13 protein-coding genes are annotated in these 25,253 nt (G+C 41.2%); 7 read left to right on the top strand and 6 right to left on the bottom strand.

The features are described 5' to 3' along the window. Positions 1-7: 7 nt before the first annotated feature. The 5 genes from DXB58_RS01050 to DXB58_RS01030 form a co-directional block, all read right to left on the bottom strand. Complete coding sequence (locus tag DXB58_RS01050) at positions 8-1,852, bottom strand: DUF5123 domain-containing protein (protein ID WP_122135618.1); 1,845 nt, start codon at positions 1,850-1,852, stop codon at positions 8-10. A gap of 12 nt (positions 1,853-1,864) precedes the next feature. Further along, complete coding sequence (locus DXB58_RS01045; protein ID WP_122135697.1) at positions 1,865-2,749, bottom strand: hypothetical protein; 885 nt, start codon at positions 2,747-2,749, stop codon at positions 1,865-1,867. A 397-nt stretch (positions 2,750-3,146) separates the two neighbouring features. Then, entirely contained in the window at positions 3,147-4,676 is a 1,530-nt protein-coding gene (locus DXB58_RS01040) for a pectate lyase (protein ID WP_122135696.1), read from the bottom strand. 118 nt (positions 4,677-4,794) lie between these two features. Beyond that, positions 4,795-5,613, bottom strand: coding sequence for a LytTR family DNA-binding domain-containing protein (locus DXB58_RS01035; RefSeq protein WP_122135617.1), 819 nt, complete (start codon positions 5,611-5,613; stop codon positions 4,795-4,797). 3 nt (positions 5,614-5,616) lie between these two features. Then, positions 5,617-6,411, bottom strand: coding sequence for a LiaF domain-containing protein (locus DXB58_RS01030; RefSeq protein ID WP_122135616.1), 795 nt, complete (start codon positions 6,409-6,411; stop codon positions 5,617-5,619). Positions 6,412-6,757: 346 nt separating this feature from the next. Here DXB58_RS01030 and DXB58_RS01025 point away from each other — a divergent pair, with 346 nt between their 5' ends. The 7 genes from DXB58_RS01025 (at position 6,758) to DXB58_RS00995 (ending at position 20,450) form a co-directional block, all read left to right on the top strand. Then, entirely contained in the window at positions 6,758-10,015 is a 3,258-nt protein-coding gene (locus DXB58_RS01025; protein WP_122135615.1) for a TonB-dependent receptor, read from the top strand. A 25-nt stretch (positions 10,016-10,040) separates the two neighbouring features. After that, positions 10,041-11,948: a RagB/SusD family nutrient uptake outer membrane protein gene (locus DXB58_RS01020; RefSeq protein WP_117512691.1), complete on the top strand. Its 1,908-nt coding sequence runs from the start codon at positions 10,041-10,043 to the stop codon at positions 11,946-11,948. A 15-nt stretch (positions 11,949-11,963) separates the two neighbouring features. Further along, positions 11,964-13,841 carry a DUF5123 domain-containing protein gene (locus tag DXB58_RS01015; RefSeq protein WP_122135614.1) on the top strand — a complete coding sequence of 626 codons (1,878 nt, stop codon included), beginning with the start codon at positions 11,964-11,966 and terminating at the stop codon, positions 13,839-13,841. An 84-nt stretch (positions 13,842-13,925) separates the two neighbouring features. Beyond that, the gene (locus tag DXB58_RS01010) at positions 13,926-15,554 is read left to right on the top strand and encodes a pectinesterase family protein (protein ID WP_122135613.1); all 1,629 of its coding nucleotides are present in this window, start codon (positions 13,926-13,928) and stop codon (positions 15,552-15,554) included. Between the two features lie 93 nt (positions 15,555-15,647). Beyond that, positions 15,648-17,225 (top strand): pectate lyase, encoded by a 1,578-nt coding sequence (locus DXB58_RS01005; RefSeq protein WP_122135612.1) that lies wholly within the window; start codon positions 15,648-15,650, stop codon positions 17,223-17,225. Positions 17,226-17,256: 31 nt separating this feature from the next. After that, a complete protein-coding gene (locus DXB58_RS01000) occupies positions 17,257-18,918 on the top strand; it encodes a pectate lyase (protein ID WP_122135611.1) in 1,662 nt (553 codons plus the stop codon). Positions 18,919-18,953: 35 nt separating this feature from the next. Then, on the top strand, positions 18,954-20,450 hold the full coding sequence (locus tag DXB58_RS00995) for a pectate lyase (RefSeq protein ID WP_122135610.1): 1,497 nt from the start codon (positions 18,954-18,956) through the stop codon (positions 20,448-20,450). 144 nt (positions 20,451-20,594) lie between these two features. On the opposite strand, the gene DXB58_RS00985 is transcribed toward DXB58_RS00995, so the two are convergent. Further along, the gene (locus tag DXB58_RS00985; protein WP_122135608.1) at positions 20,595-25,130 is read right to left on the bottom strand and encodes a two-component regulator propeller domain-containing protein; all 4,536 of its coding nucleotides are present in this window, start codon (positions 25,128-25,130) and stop codon (positions 20,595-20,597) included. Between the last annotated feature and the right edge of the window lie 123 nt (positions 25,131-25,253).

Raw genomic sequence — 25,253 nt, 5'->3', positions numbered from 1 at the left:
TACATTATTATTTAATCCAATGCGGGTCACCTATTCTCTTTGTATATACTTCCGAATTCTTATCCTTTATAGTCAAATCACCTTCAGTTGGATTTTGGAATAGCTCGTCCATCGTCAAAATTGTCGCAACAGGAATTTCATTGCCTTCAACTCCCCAATCTGTCAAAGCAAAACCTTTAGTATAATAATTATCAACGATTGTACGATTAGTAACTCCTTTCAGCCTCAACCACGTCCCAGTAGTAGTAAGCACACCACTAAATAAATTATTTTTAACAGTTAATATAAAGTTGGTAGCTCCTGAACCATCCAGATCAAAGAATGTCATATCTGTCCCCTCAACATTGAGATTTACAAAGGTACAATTCTCTATTGTTACAGATAAATTATCTGGTATCCTATTCAAATTGTTTATCAATGCAGCTCTATTTATTTTTGTTACATGTAATGTAGAATTTCTGAATACTATATTATACATTGGAAGAATTTGCTTATTACCCAGACCTAAAAAAGCACTCTTATATAAACCTATATTATAAAAACGACAATTCTCCACTATAAAATTATTCACAATTTGCGTATAATCACCACTAGCAATCTGATACCACATGGTTTTATCCTTTGGTAGTTCCAAATCACAGTTTTTAAATAAAATCTTATCTATTTCAAATAATTGATTTTTAAAATTAAAGAAATGATCATTCGTTTTTATTTTCAAGTTTTCAAAATGGACAGCGTCAAATACTGTTTTTACGTTACTATTGCCAAGGCTCATAACACCTTCCATTATCAAGTTTGTTGCATCTTGCCCAGTTTTCGGCTCTTCACCCATAATATAGACACTCTTAGACGCATCATTCAAAGTCTTACTGGTAAGGGTATAAGTTGCACCTGCTTTCAAGAATAATTTAATATCGTTCACTTCAGAATCATTTTTCAGTTGTCCGTATATCGCATTTATATCTTCCTCGGGACTTACATATCTATACCCTTCCGGGATTCTCATTGGTGCTTCCGGATTAAGTTCTTCTTCATTCCATCCCTCGGATGCAATTGTGACTGTATAGTCCTGAATTATCGGCTCATCCACATTATTTAAAGCAAATGCAATCTGGGTAGTATCATCTGGCAGTACCGGAAATGAGCCATCTAACATCTTTGATTGCACTACAACATTATTCTGATCCAAATAGTCAATCCGAATAGTCACATCCTTACCTATAGTTTCTGTTTCAAAAAGCACAAGATCGTCTGTATAATTCACACCGCCACTAGTAGACGCCTTATCATGAGTTACTTCTATTGGCGTTTCTATATATTGGGCATTTGCCACTTTATATGCTGAAATTGGAGTAGAAACTACAGCACGTACCACAGAATAACTCTTATCAGCTTTTTTATCAGTTGATTTCAGACGGAGTACACCAGTCCGACTATACACACGACAACTCAATGGTTCATTAAATGGCGAACTGTACTCTATCGGTGCTGAAACTGCAAACTTTTTAATAGCTTCCGGGTCTTGTTGAATAACAATGTCATTCAAATTAGCCGGATAAGGCATTGTGACTGTCGCATCAGTCATATTCTTCAAAGCAACCGATACTATTTTATAATTTCCATTAGATAACTGAAACCGATAAAGAGAAGAATAATTAGCCAAATATTCCCCCTTATCATTATAAATATAAAGAGATTTGAATGATCCTATATTTGCCATCCACGGTTCGTCATCTAAAAATATTTCAATCTGCCTTACTACTGATGTCGAATACTTTTCATTATCAGAGCAAGCATACGTAGCTAGCAGAAAAACAAGTCCCGCCAAAGAATATAAAATACTATTTCTCATAAAATTTCTGTTTTAAAATTCAGATTCTTCAATTGTAAAAGGCATACTCAATCGATATTTATTCTTCAATGTGCGAGTATAATTCCATGGATTTTGCAGATATGCTTCTTCCAAAATATACATATGAACAATAGAACGTTTAGAAGATTCAAAAGCAATGCCTGTATCAAGTGGGCTATTCGTTCGATTCACTTCTTCTCCATTCTTTATATAAGTGACATCAACCGATGTTCTCGAAGCGCCATTCATTGTTGGAAAAGAATAAACGGATGCTATGTACCCAGCAGTTTGGTCAGTACTAACAACAACATCTTTTTGGATACATTCGCCCGTTTTCACTTTATAAGCTATCCCTACATTAGTAAAAGCTACATCCAATTTATCAAATTGAGTAATAGAATTTATTTTATCCTCATGTTCTTTGGGTTGAAACACAGCCTGTCCTACCAAACGTTTCAATTCTAAATTCAAATTGTTAACCGATTTATCTGATATAAAATCTACGACATCTGATAAATAAACCTGTTTTTGCGCATCAGTACTCATATAAATTATAACCTTGGACAGACTGTCTGCATCAACTAAATGGTCTGCATTCGCAACAGCAAAAGTTTGAAGATTTTCTCCTAAAGGAAGTTCTACTTGTAATTTCCCCCCATTTAAAGGAAGATTCTTTCCATATACCATAGAATCTTTCAAATACACATAGATTCCAATCTCTGTGACTCCTTGCTCTGTAAAAGTTTCAAGGCTAGCCCTACTCAAGGCAATACCAACAGGATGCATTTCAGGCTCATTGGGAAATTGTTCATTCGGTTTCCACTCATCATCCATTTGTTGCGAACAAGAACAACAAAACAGAAACGACATAAAAAATAATCTTACAAAATGTTTCATAAATATTAGTTTATATAGTTTAAAGATATGCAATTATCAAAAAGCACAAATTATTCTGCATTTTTTTTTCTTTAAAAGTGAATTAAACCTCTTAAGGCGGGTTGATTATTATAAGTGCTGGCTTCATGTTTCTCATTTGTTTAGATTTTCATTGTATATTAATGATGTTTTTCGCTAGAGTGATTTTTTTGTTCTTTCACCAGTGCAAAATTGAGGATTAAGCAAGAGAAGATAGAGTAAGATTTAGTAGAAAAGGAGTAAAAAACGGACTGGGGTAAAAAAGTGCCCCTCTGGTATAGCCATGCACAAAAAAGATATGCCCTTCAAGTGTTATCATAAAACACCTGAAGGGCATATCATCTAAATTCACCGCATTGAACGGGGAATTGCTGATTAGCTATTTGTTCTGTGCATCGACTATATGTTGCACCAAACTATTCAAATATACCTCAAGATTCGTATATTGTCCATTCGGATCTTTCGTTTTTGTATTTCCATCTGCAGGATTATTCGGATCAAGTCCGTTTTTTATTTCCCATTCATCAGGTATGCCATCACCGTCCGAATCTACCGGTGCCGAAAGACCTGCTATTGATAATTCCGGCCAAGGAGAATCGCCTGTGTCTTTGGGGCTATTGATGAATCCGGGTTTATTTCCTTCTCCGGTGAAAGTTGCCGTTCCTTTCCGGGTGTCGGAGATGATACGTTTGTCTACTTCATCACGATAATTACAGCAACCTGCATAGTTCATTACCTGTTCATAAGCTTTGTCAGCCGAATAAGTAGTGATTACTCCAAAATCAAGAGGTTCTTTCAGACGGATAGATTCTTTGGCATCTTCTGTCCAGAGGAAATCTACTTTTTCATCATTCTTCAACTGGGCATAGACTCCGTCCGTCCAGTTATCGGCAGTAACTTTGTTGTTACCTTCTATCTTATTTCCATCAATATAGAAAGTTCCCCATTTCTGCAGGTAAGGTTGAAAAGCTAAGTTCTTTTTGGGTTCTCCATCAACGTAAACATAAGCTTGTGGATAAACTCCGACTTTGGCGATACGATATTGCACCTGTTTGGAAGCCTGTTTTGTTGCCGGTCCCGGTTTATAATAGTTATTGACGATATTGACATGCTGATCTTCCCCGCCATAGCAGCCGTTTCCAGCCCAGTTGTAGAAAACATTATTCCGGATATCAACACATTCGCCAAGAGCTAATGTAGAAGGACGAGGGCCCAGACGAGGCACGCGACTCTCACAGTGAGCGATCAGGTTATGGTGATAAGAAGCTTTATGTCCTCCCCAATTGCCTCCATATCCATGTGCTCCTTTTACATGAGTCGCTTTTCTTAATGCTTCAGAGCCAATACACCATTGTACCGTAGAGTTTTCCATACCATAAACGGAAAGACATTCATCCACACTCCAACTGACAGAGCAATGATCTACCATAATATCCTTTTTATCACAGCCGCCCAACCCATCGGGTTCTTTCCCACTGGCTTCTCCGGGGCGGAAACGAAGAAAACGGATAATTACATTATTAGAATTAATAGAAAAGCCATAATCAGCCAGACAGATTCCTCCGGGAGAAGTCTGTCCTGCAATGGTGAGATGATCTTTCCCTGTTCGTAATTCCGATTTCAGATGAATCGTACCTGCCACATCAAAGACAATTGTTTTAGGTCCATTTTGTTTCAAAGCCCAACGTAAAGTCCCCTGCGAACCATCGTCTTCCAAAGAAGTCACATGATACACTTTACCACCACGGCCGCCTGTCGTGTATCTACCGTGTCCTTCAGCTCCGGGAAAAGAAATCACTCGATCTTCCCGGCCGCCTGTCTCCTGTTTTTCGGGTATGTCATAGGAAAAGGACATCATCCCTCCCGCAATCATTGCCAGCAGACAAACATAAACTAATTTTCTTTTCATTTCCTTATTCACATTATTAGATGATGGAAACAAAAGTAGTGGAAGCTTTTCATTCTGACATTCATTTTTTGACCGATATGGGGGAAAAATCAGTTTTTATGATAAGATTGAACAAATTTTAGATCCCCAATCGCTCTTTTAATAACCGGTAACCGGAAAGACTCACTTTTAGTTTCACGCCAGTCTTCAATAACAACTGATAAGTTTCTTTTCCAAAAAGCTCGACCCGCGAAATTTGTGTTACGTTGACAATCGTAGAACGATGCACACGCACAAAAGTATCAGGAGACAGATGGGTCTCAAAATATTTCATAGTTTGTTCTTTCAGATATTCTCCGGTAGGGGTTATCAACATTACATAATCTCCACAGGCTTGTATGTAGATCAGTTCGTCTGTCTTTACCAGATGAATGCGGGAACCGTCTTTCACCGTAATGCGATCTATTAATTCTGTCTGTGGTTCTCCTTGTTGTTCGGTCACAGTTAGCTGATGTGCAGCCAATTCTTTATCCAGTTCCTGATTCTGTACTTCTTCTTTAGTTACGATCAGGCGATACCATAAAGTAATGGCAATCAAGGTTGGCAGTCCGAACAATAACCGGAAAGGTATTGTCTGCGCAAAAGGAATATAGGATACGCCTACAATCCTCACCATGATATCACAGATCATAAAACTACCCGCCAGCCATAACAGGCTTCCAACGATTATCATGATTATATCCGTCTGGAACAACGAAACAAGACCGACCACAAACCAGGCCAAATAGGCTATGGCTGCCAGCCAACCAATTGTTGCCACTCCATCTACCAGAGCAGGAAGATAGTCGTTTCCGGTATATCCACAGACTAAAGCCACCTGTGTCGCAACCAGAATCAACGCCAGCACCAGCATCGGAATCCAGCGGAATGGATAATCTATTATCGGATGTGGTTTCATACGCTAGTCTTTAACTTCCAAGCCTCCGAAAGAAAGCGTTCCACGAATGACCAATATATTCTCCTTGTTTACATTCCCATTTTGCCAGCGTTTGTCATCACATCCTCCAAAGAAAGCATTGCATTTGAACACGACTGTCCAATCCGACGGGACATAAATCTCGACTCCTCCCCAACTGCAATCCAAATCAATATAGGTTTCTCCCGGTGCAATATGGGTATGGCGAAGATCAATAGTCGTCCCCCCAAAAGAGGTACGAATCATAGCTCCTTTAAACAACTCATCAAGTACTACGTGACGTGCAGCTCCCCAGACATTCTCCGAACGCAAAAAGCCATCTACTGATTCCGATTGTTGTTGCTCACTCTCAAAGTTCATGCCGGGTCTACCCTGATGCATCTTCATCCATTGCCGACGATGTTCCATTGTATGCTGACGAGCCCATTGCGCCCTCTTATTTCTGCCGGGTTTGAAGATAAATAAAACACCTGCTATTATCAGAGCAAGGGGCCACACCATTGCCTGTGAATTTTCCGGCAACCAGGAAAGTCCTCCTATCAGAAAATAGACACCCGCCAGAAAAAGGATGATTCCACCGATGAAATGGCGGCGAATCATTGCATATATACCTAATAATATAAGGAGTGAATGCCAAGATACGATCAAATCAAATACTTCTGAAGTTATCCATCCCATATTACGGGCAAACAGTAGAATCCCGGAAAGGATAAAAAGCAGAGCTATCAGTATTTTACCGAAAAAGCCTGTAGCACGGGGAAAATTTTGTTTCTCTTCCATTGTTTCTATTATTAATTGATTAATGGTTCAAAGATACATCATTTCCCTATGCTTCCACAGGCTTTTCAGTTGATTTACGGTATAAATTCCGATGAATGCCGGATAAAAACCGGTGAAAAAATCAATTTATAAATCTCTGATTCGTATATTTGCCGGCCTTTAGAACACAAATAACACCCTTCAAAGCTAATAACTACACCTCGCAACAAACTAAAAAACAAAAAATACGAGGTGAAAAACAAATATTGCACATCACTATATCTTCATTCTCATACTTTTGTAGCGATGAATGAACTCTCATCGGGATTTTTATGAAATATCAAACAACAACCATTAATTAATAAACATGCAAAGAATGTCTAACAAAGTGAAAAACATGCGCTCCTTATTGCTAATACTATTTTCAGCAATATCGCTTAGCGTATCTGCGCAAACGATTACCGTAAAAGGTAACGTGAAAGACACCAGCGGAGAGCCTGTTATTGGAGCCTCTGTTGTAGAAAAAGGTAATACTACCAATGGTACGATTACAGATTTAGATGGTAATTTTTCTATTAAAGTTGATGGCAAAAAAACATTGGTTATTTCATACATAGGTATGAAAACTCAAGAAGTAGCCGTTCAAGGTAGAAAAACAATTAATGTACAAATGGTCGACGACTCGAAAGCTTTGGACGAAGTCGTAGTAATTGGTTACGGTACGGTCAATAAAAGAGATTTAACCGGTTCTGTAGCCTCTGTTAGTGCCAAAGACTTAGCTGCTATACCAGTAGCAAGTGCATCTGAAGCCCTTACCGGTAAACTTGCCGGAGTTAGTGTTACTACTACTGAAGGTTCTCCCGATGCAGATATAAAGATCCGTGTTCGCGGTGGTGGTTCACTATCACAGGATAACTCTCCTTTATATATTGTAGATGGTTTCCCTGTTTCAAGCATTAGTGATATCGCTCCCTCGGAAATTCAAAGCATCGACGTATTGAAAGATGCTTCTTCCACAGCCATTTATGGTGCCCGTGGTGCAAATGGTGTAATCATCATTACTACCAAGAGCGGAAAAGAAGGTAAAACGCAAGTAGACTTCGGTGCTTCTTTCGGTTTTAAACAGGTAACCAAACTGACTGAAGTCTTGAGTCCTTACGATTTCGTTGCTTATCAGCGTGAAATCGGTTCTCTGGATTATGGAAACTTTGCCGATATGGATATCTGGCGTTCTATTGATGGTACCGATTACCAAGACGAGATGTTCGGACGTACTGGAAACCAGCAACAATATAACATTAATGTAAGTGGCGGAACCAAGCAAATGACTTATAGTGTCAGCTATGCCCATAATGAAGAAAAAAGTATCATGCTTAATTCCGGCTTCAAAAAAGACAATGTAAATGCAAAAATTAAATCAGAACTGAATAAATGGATGACACTGGACTTTAACGCCCGGTTAAGTTACTCTACCATTGACGGTTTAGGTGGTGGTGCTGATACCAATGAATCCAATGCTGCCAATTCAACTGTGGCTAATGCTACCGTATTCCGTCCGGTTGATTCACTTAAATACAGTGATGACGACGAAGAAAACAGTTCGGCACAACAGAAATCTCCATTGGAACGTCTGCTTGCAACAGATAAAACCCGCAATACTTTCAACCAGAACTACAATGTAGGTTTAAACTGGAAACCATTCAAGAACTGGACATTCCGTTCCGAATTCGGATATGGATGGAAGTTTGACGATACAGAACAGTATTGGGGAGTAGATGCAGTATCTAATTCTAAATATGGATATAACGGTCAGCCACAAGCCTACCTATTGAGAGAAAAGACGATGAGCTGGCGTAATGCCAACACATTGACCTATGATAACAAAAAACTATTCAAAGGTCGTGATAAACTCAATGTATTGATAGGACATGAAGTAAGCAGCAGCCAAAGGAAATCAATAGAAAATGTATCTGTAGCTTTCCCTGTTACTATGAATTTCGATGATATGAAAGCAAATATGGGTTCGGGCAAAGCTTTAGCCAACCAATCTACCATTGCTGCAAAAGAAAACATATTATCATTCTTTGGTCGTGTGAACTATACTATGATGGATAAATACTTGCTTGCTGTTACAGTACGTGCAGACGGTTCGAGCAAGTTCGGTTCCGGAAATCGTTGGGGTGTTTTCCCGTCAGCAGCTTTGGCATGGCGTATCTCTGACGAGGCTTTCATGAGTAACACTCAAGACTGGCTGTCAGCTTTGAAACTACGTTTAAGCTTCGGTACTGCCGGTAACAACCGTATCAATTCCGGTTTGCTTTCCACCACTTACTCTTTGGGAGGTAATGATGCACGTAATCCTTTCTTCAACGGAGAAAGCACTACCATGTTGGAACATGGAACGAACTTATACAACCCCGATTTGAAGTGGGAAACAACAGTTACCCGTAACATCGGTATTGACTATGGATTCTGGAACAATCGTATCTCCGGTGCTATCGACTTTTACTGGAATACAACCAGAGACTTATTGATGCGTACTGAAATTCCTTCTCTCTCCGGATATAACTATCAGTACAAGAACTTCGGACAGACATCCAATAAAGGTGTAGAATTGTCTGTTAGTGCTGTTTTATTTGATAAAAAGAATTTCTCTTTGAACTTCAATGCCAACATTGCTTACAACCGCAACCACATTGATAAACTGAATACAGACTCTCCCTGGCAAAGTAGTAACTGGTCAGGTAGTACAATGGCCAAATACGAAGACTTCCGCGTAGAGAAAGGCGGACGTTTGGGTGAAGTTTGGGGATATAAGACAAACGGTTATTATACTGTATATGATCCTGTCACCAACCCTACCGGCGAACTGGTTTGGGCAGGTAGCGAATGGGGATTAAAAGACGGAATGCAAGATAACAGTCCTACTATCACCGGTGGTAAATACTATCCGGGTGGTTTGAAACTGGAATGTGATAAAGATGGTAACCCTCTCAAACAACGTTTGGGTAACACTATCGCTCCTACAACCGGAGGTTTTGGATTCGATGGTCGCGTAGGTAATTTCGACTTCAATGTATTCTTCAACTACTCTCTCGGAAATGTAATTGTCAATGGAACAAAACTGGCAGCTTCTTTCCGTTCAGGTTCAAGAACCGGTTATAACTTAAACAATGATTTCAGATTGTCTAACCGTTACACATGGATTGATCCGGAAACTGGTTTGAACCTGTCGTCCAGCTCTACAGATGTCCTCAATACCTATGGAGACATGACAACAGCAGGATTACGTCTGAATGAAATAAACGCTAACGCCAATATGTACAATCCGGCCAGCGCTACTACCATGCAGCTGACTGATTATGCAGTAGAAAAAGCCTCATTCCTGCGTTTGAATAACATTACTATCGGATACTCTCTTCCGAAAACAATTGTAAGGAGAGCGTTTATGCAGAATGTGAGAATCTATCTGACAGGATATAACCTGTTCTGTTGGACTAACTACAGCGGAGCAGACCCTGAAGTCGATACAAGCAGTAAGAAAAATGCGATGACTCCGGGTATAGATTACGCCGCTTATCCTAAGAGCCGCACATTTGTGGGTGGTATTAACGTTACATTCTAATTAAAACATTAAACAGATTGATCGTATGAAAATATATAAGACATTATTCCTGGGGCTGGGGTTAATTGCCCTGTCTTCCTGTTCGGACTTCCTGAATCAGACCTCACCGTCTGAATTGGATAATGAATCAACTTTTAATAATGCCTATTATACAGAATTGGCACTTAATAAAGTTTACGGCAGCCTGACGCAAGACCAGACTTATTCTAACTTCCTACCTATCATTGCCGGAACCAATACCGACTGTGAACTGATTGACGGTTTGGGTACGGATGCAAGCAACACGTCCAGCGAACGTGGTAATATGAACTACAACGCTAATCCGGGATGGTCACAACTTTCCAAAGTATGGGATGCCATGTACGGAGTAATCGAGAATGCGAATCTGGTAGTAGATGGTATAAACAATAGCCAACTGATACAACAAGCAGGAGCAACCCGTACCAGCATGATGAGATTCCGTGCAGAAGCGATGACATTGCGTGCGATGATTTATTTCGATCTGATCCGCTTGTTCGGTGATATTCCTTTCAAAACAGAATCTTCCAACAGCGACCTGTCTAATGTTTACATTGGAAAGGCAGATCGTGACGATATCATGGATGAATTGATAATTGAACTCGAGGAAGCTATCGGATATTTACCTTGGGCTGGTGAAGACGGTTATACAACCGAACATGTAAGCAAAGGCTATGCTCACGCTCTCTTGGCTAACATTGCAATGACACGTGCCGGATATGCTATCCGCGAACAAGCTAAAGACGGATATATCACCGGAGATAACAGTGACGCTACTTATCCTACTCAACGTTGCAGCGATACCAAACGTAGAGAACTATTCGAATTGGCCGAAAAACATCTGGCAGCTGTTGTCAGTTCAGGAAAACATAAACTGAATCCTTCTGTAGAAGAATACTGGCGTTTAATAAATATCGGACAACTAGATCAGACTTATCAAGAAAACCTGTTCGAGATTCCAATGGGACTAAACAAAAGTGGTGAGCTAGGATATACTATCGGATATCGTATAAACGGTGCCAGTTCCCTATTCGGTCCGAAAGGTAACTCATCCGGTAAGTTGAAACTGACTGCTCCTTATTATCTGTCATTTGGCGAAGGAGATATCCGCCGCGATCTGACTTGTGCTATTTCACAACTTTCTACAGACAAAAACACCAAAGTATTTAAAGAATATATGTTAGGAAATGCTCCTTTCGGTCTTTATTGTGGAAAATGGGATTATCGTAAGATGATGGAAAACTCTGAATGGTACGCAGCTGTATTGGCCAGCGATCAGAAAGTTTGTTCCGGTATCAACGTAGTGAAAATGCGTTATCCGCAAGTATTGCTGATGTATGCCGAAGTTGTGAACGAACTTTATGGTAAGGGTGCAACAGCCGAAGGTTGTACATTAACAGCCACAGCAGCCCTGAAAGAAGTACACGACCGTGCTTTCACCGATGCAACCAAACGTGATGCTGCATGGACTGCTCTAATGGGAAAAGACTTCTTCGATGCAATTGTTGACGAAAATGCATGGGAACTGGCAGGAGAAGGTGTTCGTAAGTTCGACCTAATCCGTTGGAACCTGTTGAGCGAAAAAATAGACGAGTTCAAAAACGAATATACAAATGCAGTGTATAATGGTACATATCCACAGTATGTGAACTATAAATATCGCACGGACAATCCGATGTATATCGATATGACTTCTCTCGTATTTGGAGCTAAAGTAGGTGGAGAATATGAAAACAAGAGCTTCTTCGGAGCTGAAACCAGTGACAAGGAGCAAAAGAATCTGAAAGTAAACTTGCCTAGTATTTCTGGCGGATTGAACAAGGCTGTGAAGAATCGTTATTTATTGCCGATAGCTTCTACAACCATCTCTACCTCAAACGGTAAATTATATAACTCTTATGGTTATTCGGATTAATCTTAAAATCGTAAAATGATGAAGAATATAAAAAATATATTGGGAATGGGAGCTTTCATGCTCCTGGCCTCTTTGGCTGTATCTTCGTGTACAGAGAAAAGTGATTGGGATATTGACTCTTCCTATAGCCGTCCTTTCGGAACTGATGAAAACGGAATCAGTGTAGAAACAGACAGTAAAGTAGCCAGAGCGGTAGTAACTTGGAGCTCAACATCCAATACCGACTATTACATTATCGAGATTAGTCCTAACGAGATGACTGACGAGACTCCAATGGGATCAGAAGAAAATGGAAATATCGTTTATGGAAATGATCCTGCCAACCGGATCAAGCAGTCACCTTACACAATGGATAATCTGGCTGTAAATACGACTTATTATATGCGTATCAAATCTATTTCCGGAGAGAAGGAATCTCGTTGGGTAAATTATAAAAAGACTTTTGCTTCAGTTAAGGAAGAAGCTATCCTGAATATTCCAACTACTGAAGACTTACCTGAAGGTCAAGGAAAAGTACGCATGTCATGGGAAGCCGGATTAGCAGTCGATCATTTCGAAATCATGGAAACGGGTGCCACAGAAGTAGCTTCACGTGTTATTTCGTCAACAGAAGCTGCCGCAGGTGAAGCATGGGTTGAAAATTTGAAGTCATTCACTGAATACACGATTACTATTTATAATGGAAATAATCCGCGTGGTTCACAGACTGTTACCATCCCTGGTTTGGAAATCGAATCTACCATCAGTGATATAACAGCAAATTCAGCTGTATTCTCATGGGAAGAAACGGTGGATGTAGATGAATATGCTTGTGTTCTTTCTACCGAAGGAGTACCTGAATCAGGAACCCAATTATCACCAGCAGATATTGCTGCACATAAGGTGGCAATCACAGGTTTGGCTTCCAGTACGGAATATACGGCTTATGCTTTCGCAAACGGCTCTATATGTTCTCGTATCACCTTTACAACTAAGAAAGGTAAACCGACGGGGTATACTGAAATGACATGGGAAGATGCCCTTGCCAACTGGGATAATCTTTCAGGAAAAGTATTAATCAATGTTTCCGGAACAGAAGGATTTGCACAAGAAAAAGAAAGCATTGCTGCTGGCGTGACTCACCTTATTTTCTGGGGTGACAGTCAAGACGGACAGGTTAATATGACTATTAAAAAGGGCATAGGTGCCAGCGGAATATGTGATAAAGTAGAATTCCATAATCTGAATATTACCGATGAAGGAAATACAACCCTTATTTATCAAAACGGTACTTCAGGTTGCATCAAAGAAATAGAAGTTACCTCGTGTACAATTACCAATATCCGTGGTATCGTTCGTATGAATGCAAGTACAAGTAATGCTATGTCTGTTACTATTGACGACTGTATCATCAAAGGATTGGGAAGAGCAGCAACATCCAATCATTATGGATTACTTCTTTCTGACAAGGTAACATTAACAACTCTCAATTTAGTGGTTTCCAACACTTCTATTATTGTATCCAAGGGAGCTTCTGCGTCTCAATTCATAAGACACAAGTCAGGACAACCCGGTACAATAACAATCAAAGATTGTACATTCTATGATATGTCAGCAAGTGATGCTTTCTGCAGAGATACAAAAGACATGACAATAACTATATCAAACACCCTGTTTGCCAAAGGTGGAGTTAAACCTTTCTACAACACAAGTTCCGTAGCTACAACCCTGAACGTAAACGGCTTGTATAAGGCTTCTGACTTTTCATTTGTTACACCCGACTGGGGAAAAGACTATACTAGTCTTCCTCTGACTTCCGATCAGCTATTCCCTAATGGTTCAAGTGAAGATTTGACTTTTGGAGCAGATGTTCCTGAAGAATACAGAGTCGGTGACCAACGTTGGAACAAATAACTAAATAAAACTACAAGGTTTTCCGTCAAGTCTGGAATTTGCATTTACTTGACGGAGAATCTTCTCTAAAAAGCAACAGATATTATGAATACAAATTCAATCAATACAATAAGTAAATACTTACTTCTGTTCTTGTTGATTCTTACAGGTGCTTCCTGTAATGACAACGATGATGCAGAAGATACAAGCATCCCTGTTCTGATTTCACAGAATATCAATGATGGTGATGTAGTAGGTCCGAGCGGATATGTAGAACTGACTTTCAGCAAAGCTATGCGTCAGGCTCCAGACACAGAAATCTATTTCAACGGAGGAGTAGTGCGTGTATCCATCAACTACGAAAAAGTACGTTATACCTTCTCTGGTATGGAAAACAAAGAATGTACTTTCGAAGTTCCTGCCGGAGCATTAACGGATATGCAGGGAAGAGCTTACGACGAAGACTTCTTTTTAAGCTTTACTGCCAAATCTGAAATTTCGGGTGGTGGAAAAGTATTCGATGCAATTGTTGATTCAAAAGGGAATGGCGATTACACTACTCTCCAGACAGCAATCAACGCCATCACTACTCCACCGACCAGTCCTTATAAAATCTTCATAGCCAACGGAACTTATAATGAATGTGTCCGGATCAATAAGAATAAACCATTTGTTCATTTAATCGGTGAGAGCCGCGATGGTGTTAAAATCCAGTTTGCAGTAAACCGTGTAGATGATTCAAGTAATGCTACCTCATGGCCTTATTCTATTTTCAACGAAAACTCACCAGCCCGCAAAGCCGGATATAGTGAAGACCAAAACACAGTAGTGTTGATTGAAGCCACAGATTTTTATGCTGAAAACATTTCAATCATCAATCTTTATGGTGCATTCTCAAATCGTCACACGGGTGGTTTAGGTAAAAACGGACAGGCAGAAGCCTTGATAAACCGTGAAGACCGCTTTGCTTTGAATAATTGTTTGCTTGTCTCCTATCAGGATACATGGTGGACCCGTTATTGGAACAATACAACCCCTCATCGTGCATACGTTTATAACTCATGGATTGAAGGCCATACAGATTATATCTGGGGAAGTGGCGATGTACTTATCGAAAACAGTACATTCTATAATACAGGCAATGACGGTGGTAGCGTTATAACTGCTTCGCGTACCAGTGAAAGCGATAAATACGGATATGTTATAAAAGATTGTACGGTAAACGGTGATGATACAAAATTCTCATTCGGACGTTCCCAAGCAACAACCACGAAAACTGTCTGGATCAACACCAAGTTGAAAATGGATATTATAGATTCACACTGGGGATATGGTGGACAAATACCTACACTATATGCTGAATATAACACTATCGACAAGAATGGAAATATGATTGCGGAAAGTAAAACAATCACCTCCGGAAACGTTTCCTTCACTAGCTCAGTGCTAACAGCATCCGAAGCTGCTAAATATACATATGAGAATATAATAACTATTGACAGCTGGAACCCGAAAGAGTATATGGAAACTCCCCTTGCAGCACCTACCAATGTCAATCTGTCGGGAAACACTCTGACATGGGATGCAGTATCCGGTGCTGCCGGTTACCTCATCTTTATGAATGGTAACTATGCAGGGCAAACTACAGACACTACCGTTACACTGACCAACACTGACGAAAGCAATATTTATACAGTGAAAACTGTAAGCCAGTACGGTACAGTAAGCGAATAAAACCAATAAGATTTAATAAAGAGTTCTTTGTCACATCATCAGCAAATATAATGTATGAGACAAAGAACTCTATTTTTTTAAAAGATAATTTGTATGCTCAAATCTATTAAAATGGGATTATTGTGCTTCTGTGTAATCAACCTATCGGTTGCTTGCAGCAGCGAAGACCCAAGTATCACTGATGAAACACCGGGACAGAATACCGGTAACGGTGGTAATGAGAACGAAGGTGGTGAAGAAGAGACACCTGCCGAAACGCGTTATGCCTTTCCGGGCGCTTACGGTGCAGGTTGTTATACTACCGGCGGAGCAGGCGGAGAAGTGTATACAGTAACTTCGCTTGAAGATAACACAACACAAGGGACACTACGCTACGCATTAAATCGTACGGGAAAGCGCACGATCGTATTTGCAGTAAGTGGATTGATAGAACTGAAAAGCCCCTTGAAGATAACCAACGGAGATGTAACGATTGCCGGCCAGAGTGCACCGGGTGACGGTATTTGCCTGAAAGGACATCCCGTATCCGTACAGGCAGACAACGTAATCATCCGTTTCATGCGTTTCCGCATGGGATCGGACAACTTTACAACAGAAGCAGAAGCCGACAGTGGTGATGCATTGTGGGGAAAGCAACATAAAAATATTATCATTGACCATTGTTCGATGAGTTGGAGCACTGATGAATGTGCTTCTTTCTACGATAACACTAATTTTACCATGCAATGGTGCATCATCAGCGAAAGTTTGAATCGTTCGGTACACACCAAAGGTAATCACGGTTACGGAGGAATATGGGGAGGATCACCCGCTACATTCCACCACAATTTATTAGCCCACCACAGCAGCCGTACACCACGTCTATGCGGTAGCCGCTATACAGGGAAACCGGAAAATGAAAAAGTCGATTTACGAAATAATGTTTTCTATAACTGGGGACCGACCAATGGCGGCTATGCAGGAGAAGGAGGAAGCTATAATTTCGTGAACAACTACTACAAGCCCGGACCAGTTACCAATACCAAGAAAAATATTGTAAACCGTATCTTCCAACCTAACGGTGATGACGGTACAAATAAAAACACCAAAGGTATATGGGGTACTTTTTATCTGAAAGGAAACTATTTTGACGGCACATGTCCTGAATTGAAAGCCGAATATCAATCTCTGCTTACTTCTGTAAACAATGACAACTGGCAAGGGTTACACCCCAATGCAACAGAAGCCGTTCCTTTACCCGATGGAGGAGAAAAAGCACTTCAGTCAAGTAACGAATTTACCATTTCCGAAGATGCATCCGAATTCACTCAATCGGCAAAAGAAGCTTATGAATCAGTATTAAAGTATGCCGGTGCTTCCTTAAAATATGATGATGTCGATAAACGCATCATAGCCAACGTTCGCAACGGAGATTATACGGCAGACGGCAGTAATGGCAGTGAAAAGGGACTTATTGATAAAGCCAGCGATGTAGGTGGCTGGCCGGAATATAAAAAGGAAACCGGTCCGAAAGACACCGACGGCGACGGCATCCCTGATGAATGGGAGACTGCCAACGGTTTGAACCCCAAAAGTAAAGCCGACGGTGCCAAATATACTCTAAGTAAAACGTATACCAATCTGGAAGTTTACCTCAACAGTCTGGTAGAGAAGTTGTATCCCAACAAATAAATCGTCTATATCCCTAAACAGTTAAAAGATAATGAAGCAGAAAATATCTCTATTTTATATAGCTATTGCATTCAGCATCGCAGGATTATGTACCTCATGCTCTTCAGACGATCCTGTAGATGATACAGGTGGAGGAACAAATAATTCAGGTGGGACATCTTCTGATGTCAAGCAACTGGATTATGGAGAACTTCTTGCTTTCCCATACGCCGAAGGGCACGGTCGCAATACCACCGGAGGACGCGGGGGAAAAGTTTATCATGTGACTAGCCTTGAAGACGACGCCAGTGGAAGTATCAGCGGAAGTCTGCGCTGGGCTATGCAACAAGACGGTCCTAAAACGATTGTATTTGATGTGTCGGGTACCATCTATTTGAAATCGGAATTAAAAACCCAGAAAGATGATCTGACCATTGCCGGACAGACATCACCGGGCGGTATCTGTATTGCCAATTATCCATTTACGATTAATTCCAGCAATATCATCATTCGTTTCATCCGTTTCCGCCCCGGAAACTCTAACGTAGACTGCGACGGATTAGGAGGTTGTGACAAACAAAATGTAATCATCGACCATTGTTCAGTAAGCTGGGGAAGCGATGAATGTCTTTCTGTCTATGGTATGCAAAATTCTACCGTACAATGGTGTTTAGCTTATCAAGCCTTACGTGTGACTGATGTAAAGATCAATGCTGCCACAGGCAAATTCGCTTCTCACGGATATGGCGGTAACTGGGGAGGAAACTATGCCTCTTACCACCATAACCTGATAGCCCATTGCGAAAGCCGTGTTCCACGCCTTGGTCCCCGATATACTACATTAGCACTGAACAACAACGATGGAGAGCGAGTGGATATGCGCAACAATGTTTACTACAATTGGGGAGGCGAAGGCTGCTACGGTGGTGAAGCGCAACACGTGAATATCGTTAACAACTACTACAAGCCAGGCCCCGGAACCGATGAAAGCGGTAAAGCAGACCGTGCATACCGTATCGCGAAGCCAGATGTATATCCGGAAAATTACTCTGGCGAAGCCTACAAAAAATGGCTTCAAACTTGGGGAAAGTTTTATATCGACGGAAATAAAGTAGTAGGCAATACGACTGTTAGCAATGATAACTGGACAAAAGGTGTATTTGACCAAATGGACGGTAAAAACTGTGCAACTACGGAGCTTTGGAACCAACATACCCAGATAAAATCAAGTTCACCGGTAGTTAAGGCAGGAAATGTAAGAACTCATACGCCGGATGAGGCTTATGAACGTGTGATGAGCTATGCAGGAGCCAGCAACTATCGTGATAAAGTCGACGAGTTGATAATTAGCGACGTTAAAAACAGAAAAGCAAGTTGCACGGGAGATGCCAGCAAATGGGAAGGTCTTTCCGGCTACTCACAAAACAAAAGTGGATATATCAACGACCCGAAAGATGTCTGCAGAGCCTTAGGAGTAAATGATCCCTACGATGTTCTGAAATCTGTAACCAATGCAAACGTGAAAGATACGGACGGTGACGGTATTCCCGACTACTGGGAAGAAGAATATGGTTTGAATCCCAAGAAATCTGCTGATGGAAAAGAAACGACTATTGACAAAAACGGGAAGTACACTAATCTGGAAATGTATCTCAATAGTCTGGTGCACGAAATCATGGTAAATGGTGCGACAGGTGGCAGTGTTATAGAATAATTTTAGTAAATTCGAACCCAAATGATAAATTAGTAATGAAAAAGAATATATTAGCAATCTGTAGTTTGATATTGGCTTTTCCTCTAGTGGGACAAGCCATGCAACCTGCCATTTCGGTTGAAAAAACATCAAAGGACTATCCTACCCCGGATCGTTCCAAAGTTCTCGCCTTCCCCGGTGCCGACGGAGCAGGAAAATATACCACCGGTGGTGCCGGAGGTGCTGTATACACTGTTACTTCCCTGGCAGACGACGGTTCGGAAGGGACACTTCGCTGGGCTATCAGCAAGAAAGGTCCCCGCACCATTGTCTTTGCGGTTAGCGGAATTATTGAATTACAAAAAGCATTAAAACTCAGCAATGGTGATGTGACCATTGCAGGACAGACAGCTCCGGGTGATGGCATTTGCCTGAAAAACTATACATTCTCTATTCAGGCAGACAACGTTATCGTCCGTTTCATCCGTTCCCGTATGGGAGTCGACATCAAACAAAAAGGTGACGACGCAATGAATGGTACTAAAGCGCACCAAAACATTATCATAGACCACTGCTCCATGAGTTGGTGTACGGACGAATGTGCCACATTCTATGATAACCGTAATTTCACTCTTCAATGGTGCATCATCAGTGAAAGTCTCGCCAATTCTATCCACGAAAAGGGAGCGCATGGTTATGGAGGTATCTGGGGTGGACAGCCTGCTACTTTTCACCATAACTTACTCGCCCATCACACTAACCGCACACCCCGTCTTTGCGGAAGCCGTTATACGGGTCGTCCGGAAGATGAAAAAGTGGAATTATTCAATAATGTGATTTATAATTATGGCAGTGATGGTGCTTATGCCGGTGAAGGAGGTTCCTACAACTTTATAAATAACTACTATAAACCGGGACCTTTCAGTGCGACAAAAGGTTCTTTCAAACGCTTGTTTACAGCGTATGCCGATGATGGCAAAAACAACAATAAAGCAGGTGTTCATGGTGTATTCTATTTCAAAGGTAACTATATGGATCCTACCTGTCCCAAACTGACCGATAAGCAGAAAGAGGCTCTTTATAAAGTGAATATGGATAACTCTTACGGACTGGTTATCAAAAAAGACTTTGCCACAGAAAAGGAAGTACTGTCTAAAAAAGCATTTGACATAGCCGAACATACTTCTTTGCAACCTGCCAAGAAAGCCTACAAAGATGTTCTCGAGTTTGCCGGTGCTTCATATCGCCGTGACGCCATAGACCAACGCATCGTAGATGAAACTCTCAAAGGCACTTATACTTACGAAGGTTCTCACGGAAGCACGAATGGAATGATTGACCAACCGTCTGATGTAGGAGGATGGCCGGAATATAAATCAGAAACAGCACTTGTTGATACAGATGGTGATGGTATTCCCGATGAATGGGAAAAGAAACACAACCTTAATCCCAATGATCCTTCAGACGGAGCCAAATATACATTAAGCCCGGAATATACAAACCTGGAAATGTATATGAACAGCCTTGTGAATCATCTATACCCTAAAAAATAAATTCGGATAACCAAGATGAGGGTAAATGTATCGAAACTCTCATAAACAAAAAATCACCCTCGCCACAGATAGTTGTAGCGAGGGTGATTTCGATAAAAGGGGAGCTTTGAACATCCACCTTTCTATATCTTTCCTTTCCCATTATTATCTCCCCACTCTATCCCGATACTCTGTAGGCGTCATTCCAACCTGTGCTTTAAAGCATTTACTGAAATAACGCGGATCATTAATGCCTACCATATACGAAATCTGGGTCATATTAAATTCTCCAGTTTCTATTAATTGTGTAGCCCGTTTGATACGCATTTCTTTGATAAATTCAATCGGAGCCAATCCGGTAAGTGTTTTTAGCTTCTTGAAGAAGACAGAACGGCTGACAGCCAGTTCCCGAACAAGATCATCTACCACCAGTTCTCCATTATCCATGTTCTGCTCCATCAATTCAACCAATTTATCCATAAACTTACGGTCGTTGGGAGACATTTCGAGAGTTGTAGGTGGAGTTTCGGACGCATCTTCTTCAGCAGACGGCATATCCGTAGCCACAGGCACTTCCTCCTGACCGGTAGAAATATTGATATGCATCAGACTATCCCGGTAGAAACTTTGCAGTTTCTTACGCTGCATCAACAGATTTTCCACACGTGCTTGCAGATAGGTAGCACTGAAAGGCTTCGTTATATAATCATCCGCACCATATTCCAATCCCTCCAGTTTGCTTTCAATCGTAGTTTTGGCAGTAAGCAAGATAATAGGTATATGGCTGGTCGTCATATCAGCACGCAGTTCACGCGTCATTTCGAGACCGTCTTTTTCAGGCATCATCACGTCACTGATGATAATATCCGGCAGGTACTTCAAAGCCTTGTTTGCCCCCTCCTTACCGTCAGCAGCTTCCACCACCCGGTACATCGGAGAAAATATACTGCGCAAGAATTCACGTAACTCCTGATTATCTTCGACTAACAGCATCAATTCTTTGGAGTTTTCTTCTTTCGCAAATTCTTCCCCATACACATCTTCAATCTTCTCCGAATCATCACTTACCAACGTTTCAGACTGAATGGAAGAATTGGCTATATCCACTACCTGTCCCATTCTTGCCGGAGCATCCGCATCTTCCAGAATAAACTCGGCTTCCTTATCATAATGTTCTTTTCCCTTGAGGAAATCGACTTTGAAGCAACTCCCTTCTCCCAAATGACTATCAACGGAAATAGTCGCTTTATGCATTTCCACCAACTCTTTCACCAATGAAAGTCCGATACCCGTACTAGCCTGATTGAAAAGATTCTTATCTACCAGATTCTCAAAACGGACAAACAGTGACTTCTTTTTGTTTTCCGCGATACCGATACCCTGATCTTGCACACCGATAGAAACCGTCTTTTCATCTTCCCGGATAAACATCGTAATCATCTTGCCATTCGGCGTATATTTAAATGCATTGGAAAGCAAATTGAATACAATCTTTTCCAGCTTATCGGCATCCACCCAAAGATAAAGATGTTCCTTTTCGGTCTGGAACAGGAAATCAATCCGATGTTCTTCGGCCACAGCTTCAAAATTATCCATCACCTTACGGACGAAAGGTACAATATCCACCCGCTGCACCTGCATCTTCATCTTCTTATTCTGAATCTTGCGGAAGTCCAGAATCTGATTGACAAGACGGAGCATCCGATTGGTGTTCCGTTCAACCACCACTAACTGTTCGCGAGCATCAGCCGGCAATTTATCATTCTTCAAGACCTGCTCCACCGGACCAGCTATCAACGTAAGCGGAGTACGCAACTCATGCGATATATTAGTAAAGAAACGCAGTTTTATATCTGAAATCTGCTGTTCGACCGAAACTTCATGCTTCAACCGATAAATAGTAAACAGGATATAAACGGCTACGAGAATAATAATCAGAATAAAAAGAACATAAAGCACATAAGCTACCGGCGTCTCCCAGAAAGAAGGCAGAATAACAATGTTCAGTATACGTTCATTATCCACCCACACACCATCACTATTCGTTGAACGAACACGGAGCACATACTCTCCTTTCGGAAGATTCGTATAAGTCACACTACGCTGCTTGTCGGCAAAAGTCCACTGTTTCTCAAATCCGTCGAGAATATAAGCATACTGTATATTCTGCGGATTGGTATAATCAAGTGCCGCAAAGTGAACGGAGAAAATATTCTCTTTATGTGAGAGCACCAATGGGTCGGTATCGTCAATATCCACCTTCAACAAGGAGTTATCTCCGGGTGTAATATCCTCATTAGTCACCATCAGTTTGGAGAATACGATAGGTGGGATATAGCTACTCTTACGAATAGAGTCGGGATTAAATATAAAGACTCCCCCACTGGCACCGAAAAGCATACTTCCTTTAGCCGTCAATGTAGAAGCCGCTTCACTAAAGCGCACCGGGAAAGTAATACTACGTTCGTCGTAACTTTCAAAACGTTCTTCAGACGGGATAAACTTACAAATTCCATTCTCCGTACTAATCCATAAATTCTCCTTACTATCTTCGCGGACAGAAAGCAAGACGTCGGAAGGAAGACCGTCCAGTACGGAATATGATTTGAACTCTCCGTGGCCGTCCTTACTGATAGATACCAGTTTGTTGAGTCCCCCGCCGAAAGTAGCCAGATACAGTTCCTTTTTCTTAGTGGAAATAATCCAATGAACATCATTATTACTCAGACTTTGCGTATCGTTCGGCATACGGGAGAAATGATAGAACTGCACATCCTCCGGTTTCTTAAAGTTCTCATCAAAAGCAACAGCTCCCGTAGTTGTACCTACCCACAGGCGTCCATTATGATCGGAAGTAATGAAACGCGCTTTGTAGCAAGGATCAATCGGATACCCTTTCAGATTGTTCCGGTGATTGATAAACAATGTCTTTCCTGCTTCATTCTCCGTGATATAATTGATACCTCCGGCAAAAGTAGCTACCCAAATACGACCATAATGATCTTCATAGATACAATACACATTATTATCGCTCAAACTGTACATATCCTCTTCATGATGAAGATAACGGGTCAGTTTATAAGACATTCCGTTGGAAGAAGTCGGCTCGGCACGGACAAGTCCGTCTCCTTTTGTTGCAATCCAGATTATTCCTTTCGAATCCTGAATAACAAAATAAACAGTTCCCAACATGGGAGTACCAGTAGTAGAAACAGTACCGTTTTCGGTCAGATACCCTTTATAAGTTTTGTCGGCATCATACATACGAAGCATACCATCTTTCAAACCAACCCACAGATTACCCAGTTTGTCTTCGCACAGGGCACGCACCTCATTATGCAATGATTCATGTTCATGCGGCATGGGAGTCATCATCGCAAAAGGAACATTCCGATAAGTCACCTTCTCCAATCCTTTGGAGTGGGTGCAAAGCCATAAATTACCTTGTTTGTCGGAGAAAGCCGAATGAATCTTATTGGAAAAACGCCAGTCACGGCTACCCAGTCCGTTATAGAAAGGAACCAACCGTTTTTTTTGAGGATCGAAGTAAGAGAAACCTCCTCCGTAAGGGTGTACCCAAAGATACCCGTTTACATCTTCATGGATATGGAAGGCCGGACGGGAACGTTCGGGATTACTGTATTCAATAAGAATCTGTTCACGGGTTACCACTCCAGTCGAGGGATTAAAATGGGCTACAACACCCGGTTCTTCCTGCTCAAACCACACTTCCGAAGAACGGTCTACATAAGCAGAAAGGATTGGTTTTGCGGGTAAAGCCTTACAAGTCAAAAATGAGTAATGCACATTTGTTTTGGTCCGCAGGTTATAAGTAAAGAAACCATCCGAATCGGTAGTAATTACAGAAACGTCCGGTGCAACGGGGTGAATGGAAGTGATCTGCCCTTTTGTAGGAAGCTCGAGCAACGTAAATTCTCCGCTATCTTTCTGATAAGACCAGATACGTCCATGATCCGAGGCAAAGCAGATGTCCTTATCCCGCTCCTGTACTGCATAGAAGGCTTGGTTCATGCCGCCAAACTTCCCTTTTGTCTCCGTAAAATAGGAATCCGGTTCTTTCTTGCCGGGGCGGATCATGCCGAGGCCGTTATCCGTCAACAGCCAGTCATTGCCTGCTTTATCCTGATGTACTTTGAATACATGCAAAGAGGGAAACAGTTCCGTCTTACTGGAATAAATATCCCATGTCAGACGATTATTCTCATTCGGATGAGTCAGGATGCGGATGGCTCCGTCATTTTCTGTCAGCAGCCAGACGGTTCCGTTCGGCATCACCTCAATGGTATGTACATTGAAAGCACTCCCCTCCTCTCCGGCAGCAGGAACTTGTTCGAAAGTCTCCGTCTTCGGGTCGAAACGATGAACACGATTATCATAAGTCAGTAGCCACAAAAAACCGTAACGGTCTTCATAGATACGGTCTACGCGATTATTGGTCAGACTGATGTAGTTTCCCTGACGGGCCTTATATGTTTTAAAGGTATAACCGTTGAAACGGTTGATTCCATCCCAAGTGGCAAACCAAAGGTTGTCTTTGTGATCTTGCAAGATGTTCATCACCGTATTTTGGGACAATCCATCTTCAGTAGAATAGTGGGTGAAAAAACAGTGCTGCTGCGCATGTGTCGAGAACACAATAGCTAGCAAAAGAATTACTGAAATTAAGGTTTTCTTCATCATATAACTCGGTTCTGTGCCGTAAAGATAGAAAAATAGTTGTAGTTTTATGCAATCTTTAGCGGCTATTTAACAGAATCGAGCCATTCTATAGGACAAGTGATCTATTGTCTTTTATATATCCAT

Source organism: Bacteroides sp. OM05-10AA (assembly GCF_003439055.1).
GTDB classification, from domain to species: Bacteria; Bacteroidota; Bacteroidia; order Bacteroidales; family Bacteroidaceae; genus Bacteroides; species Bacteroides intestinigallinarum.
This window is presented reverse-complemented; position numbering and strand designations above follow the sequence as displayed.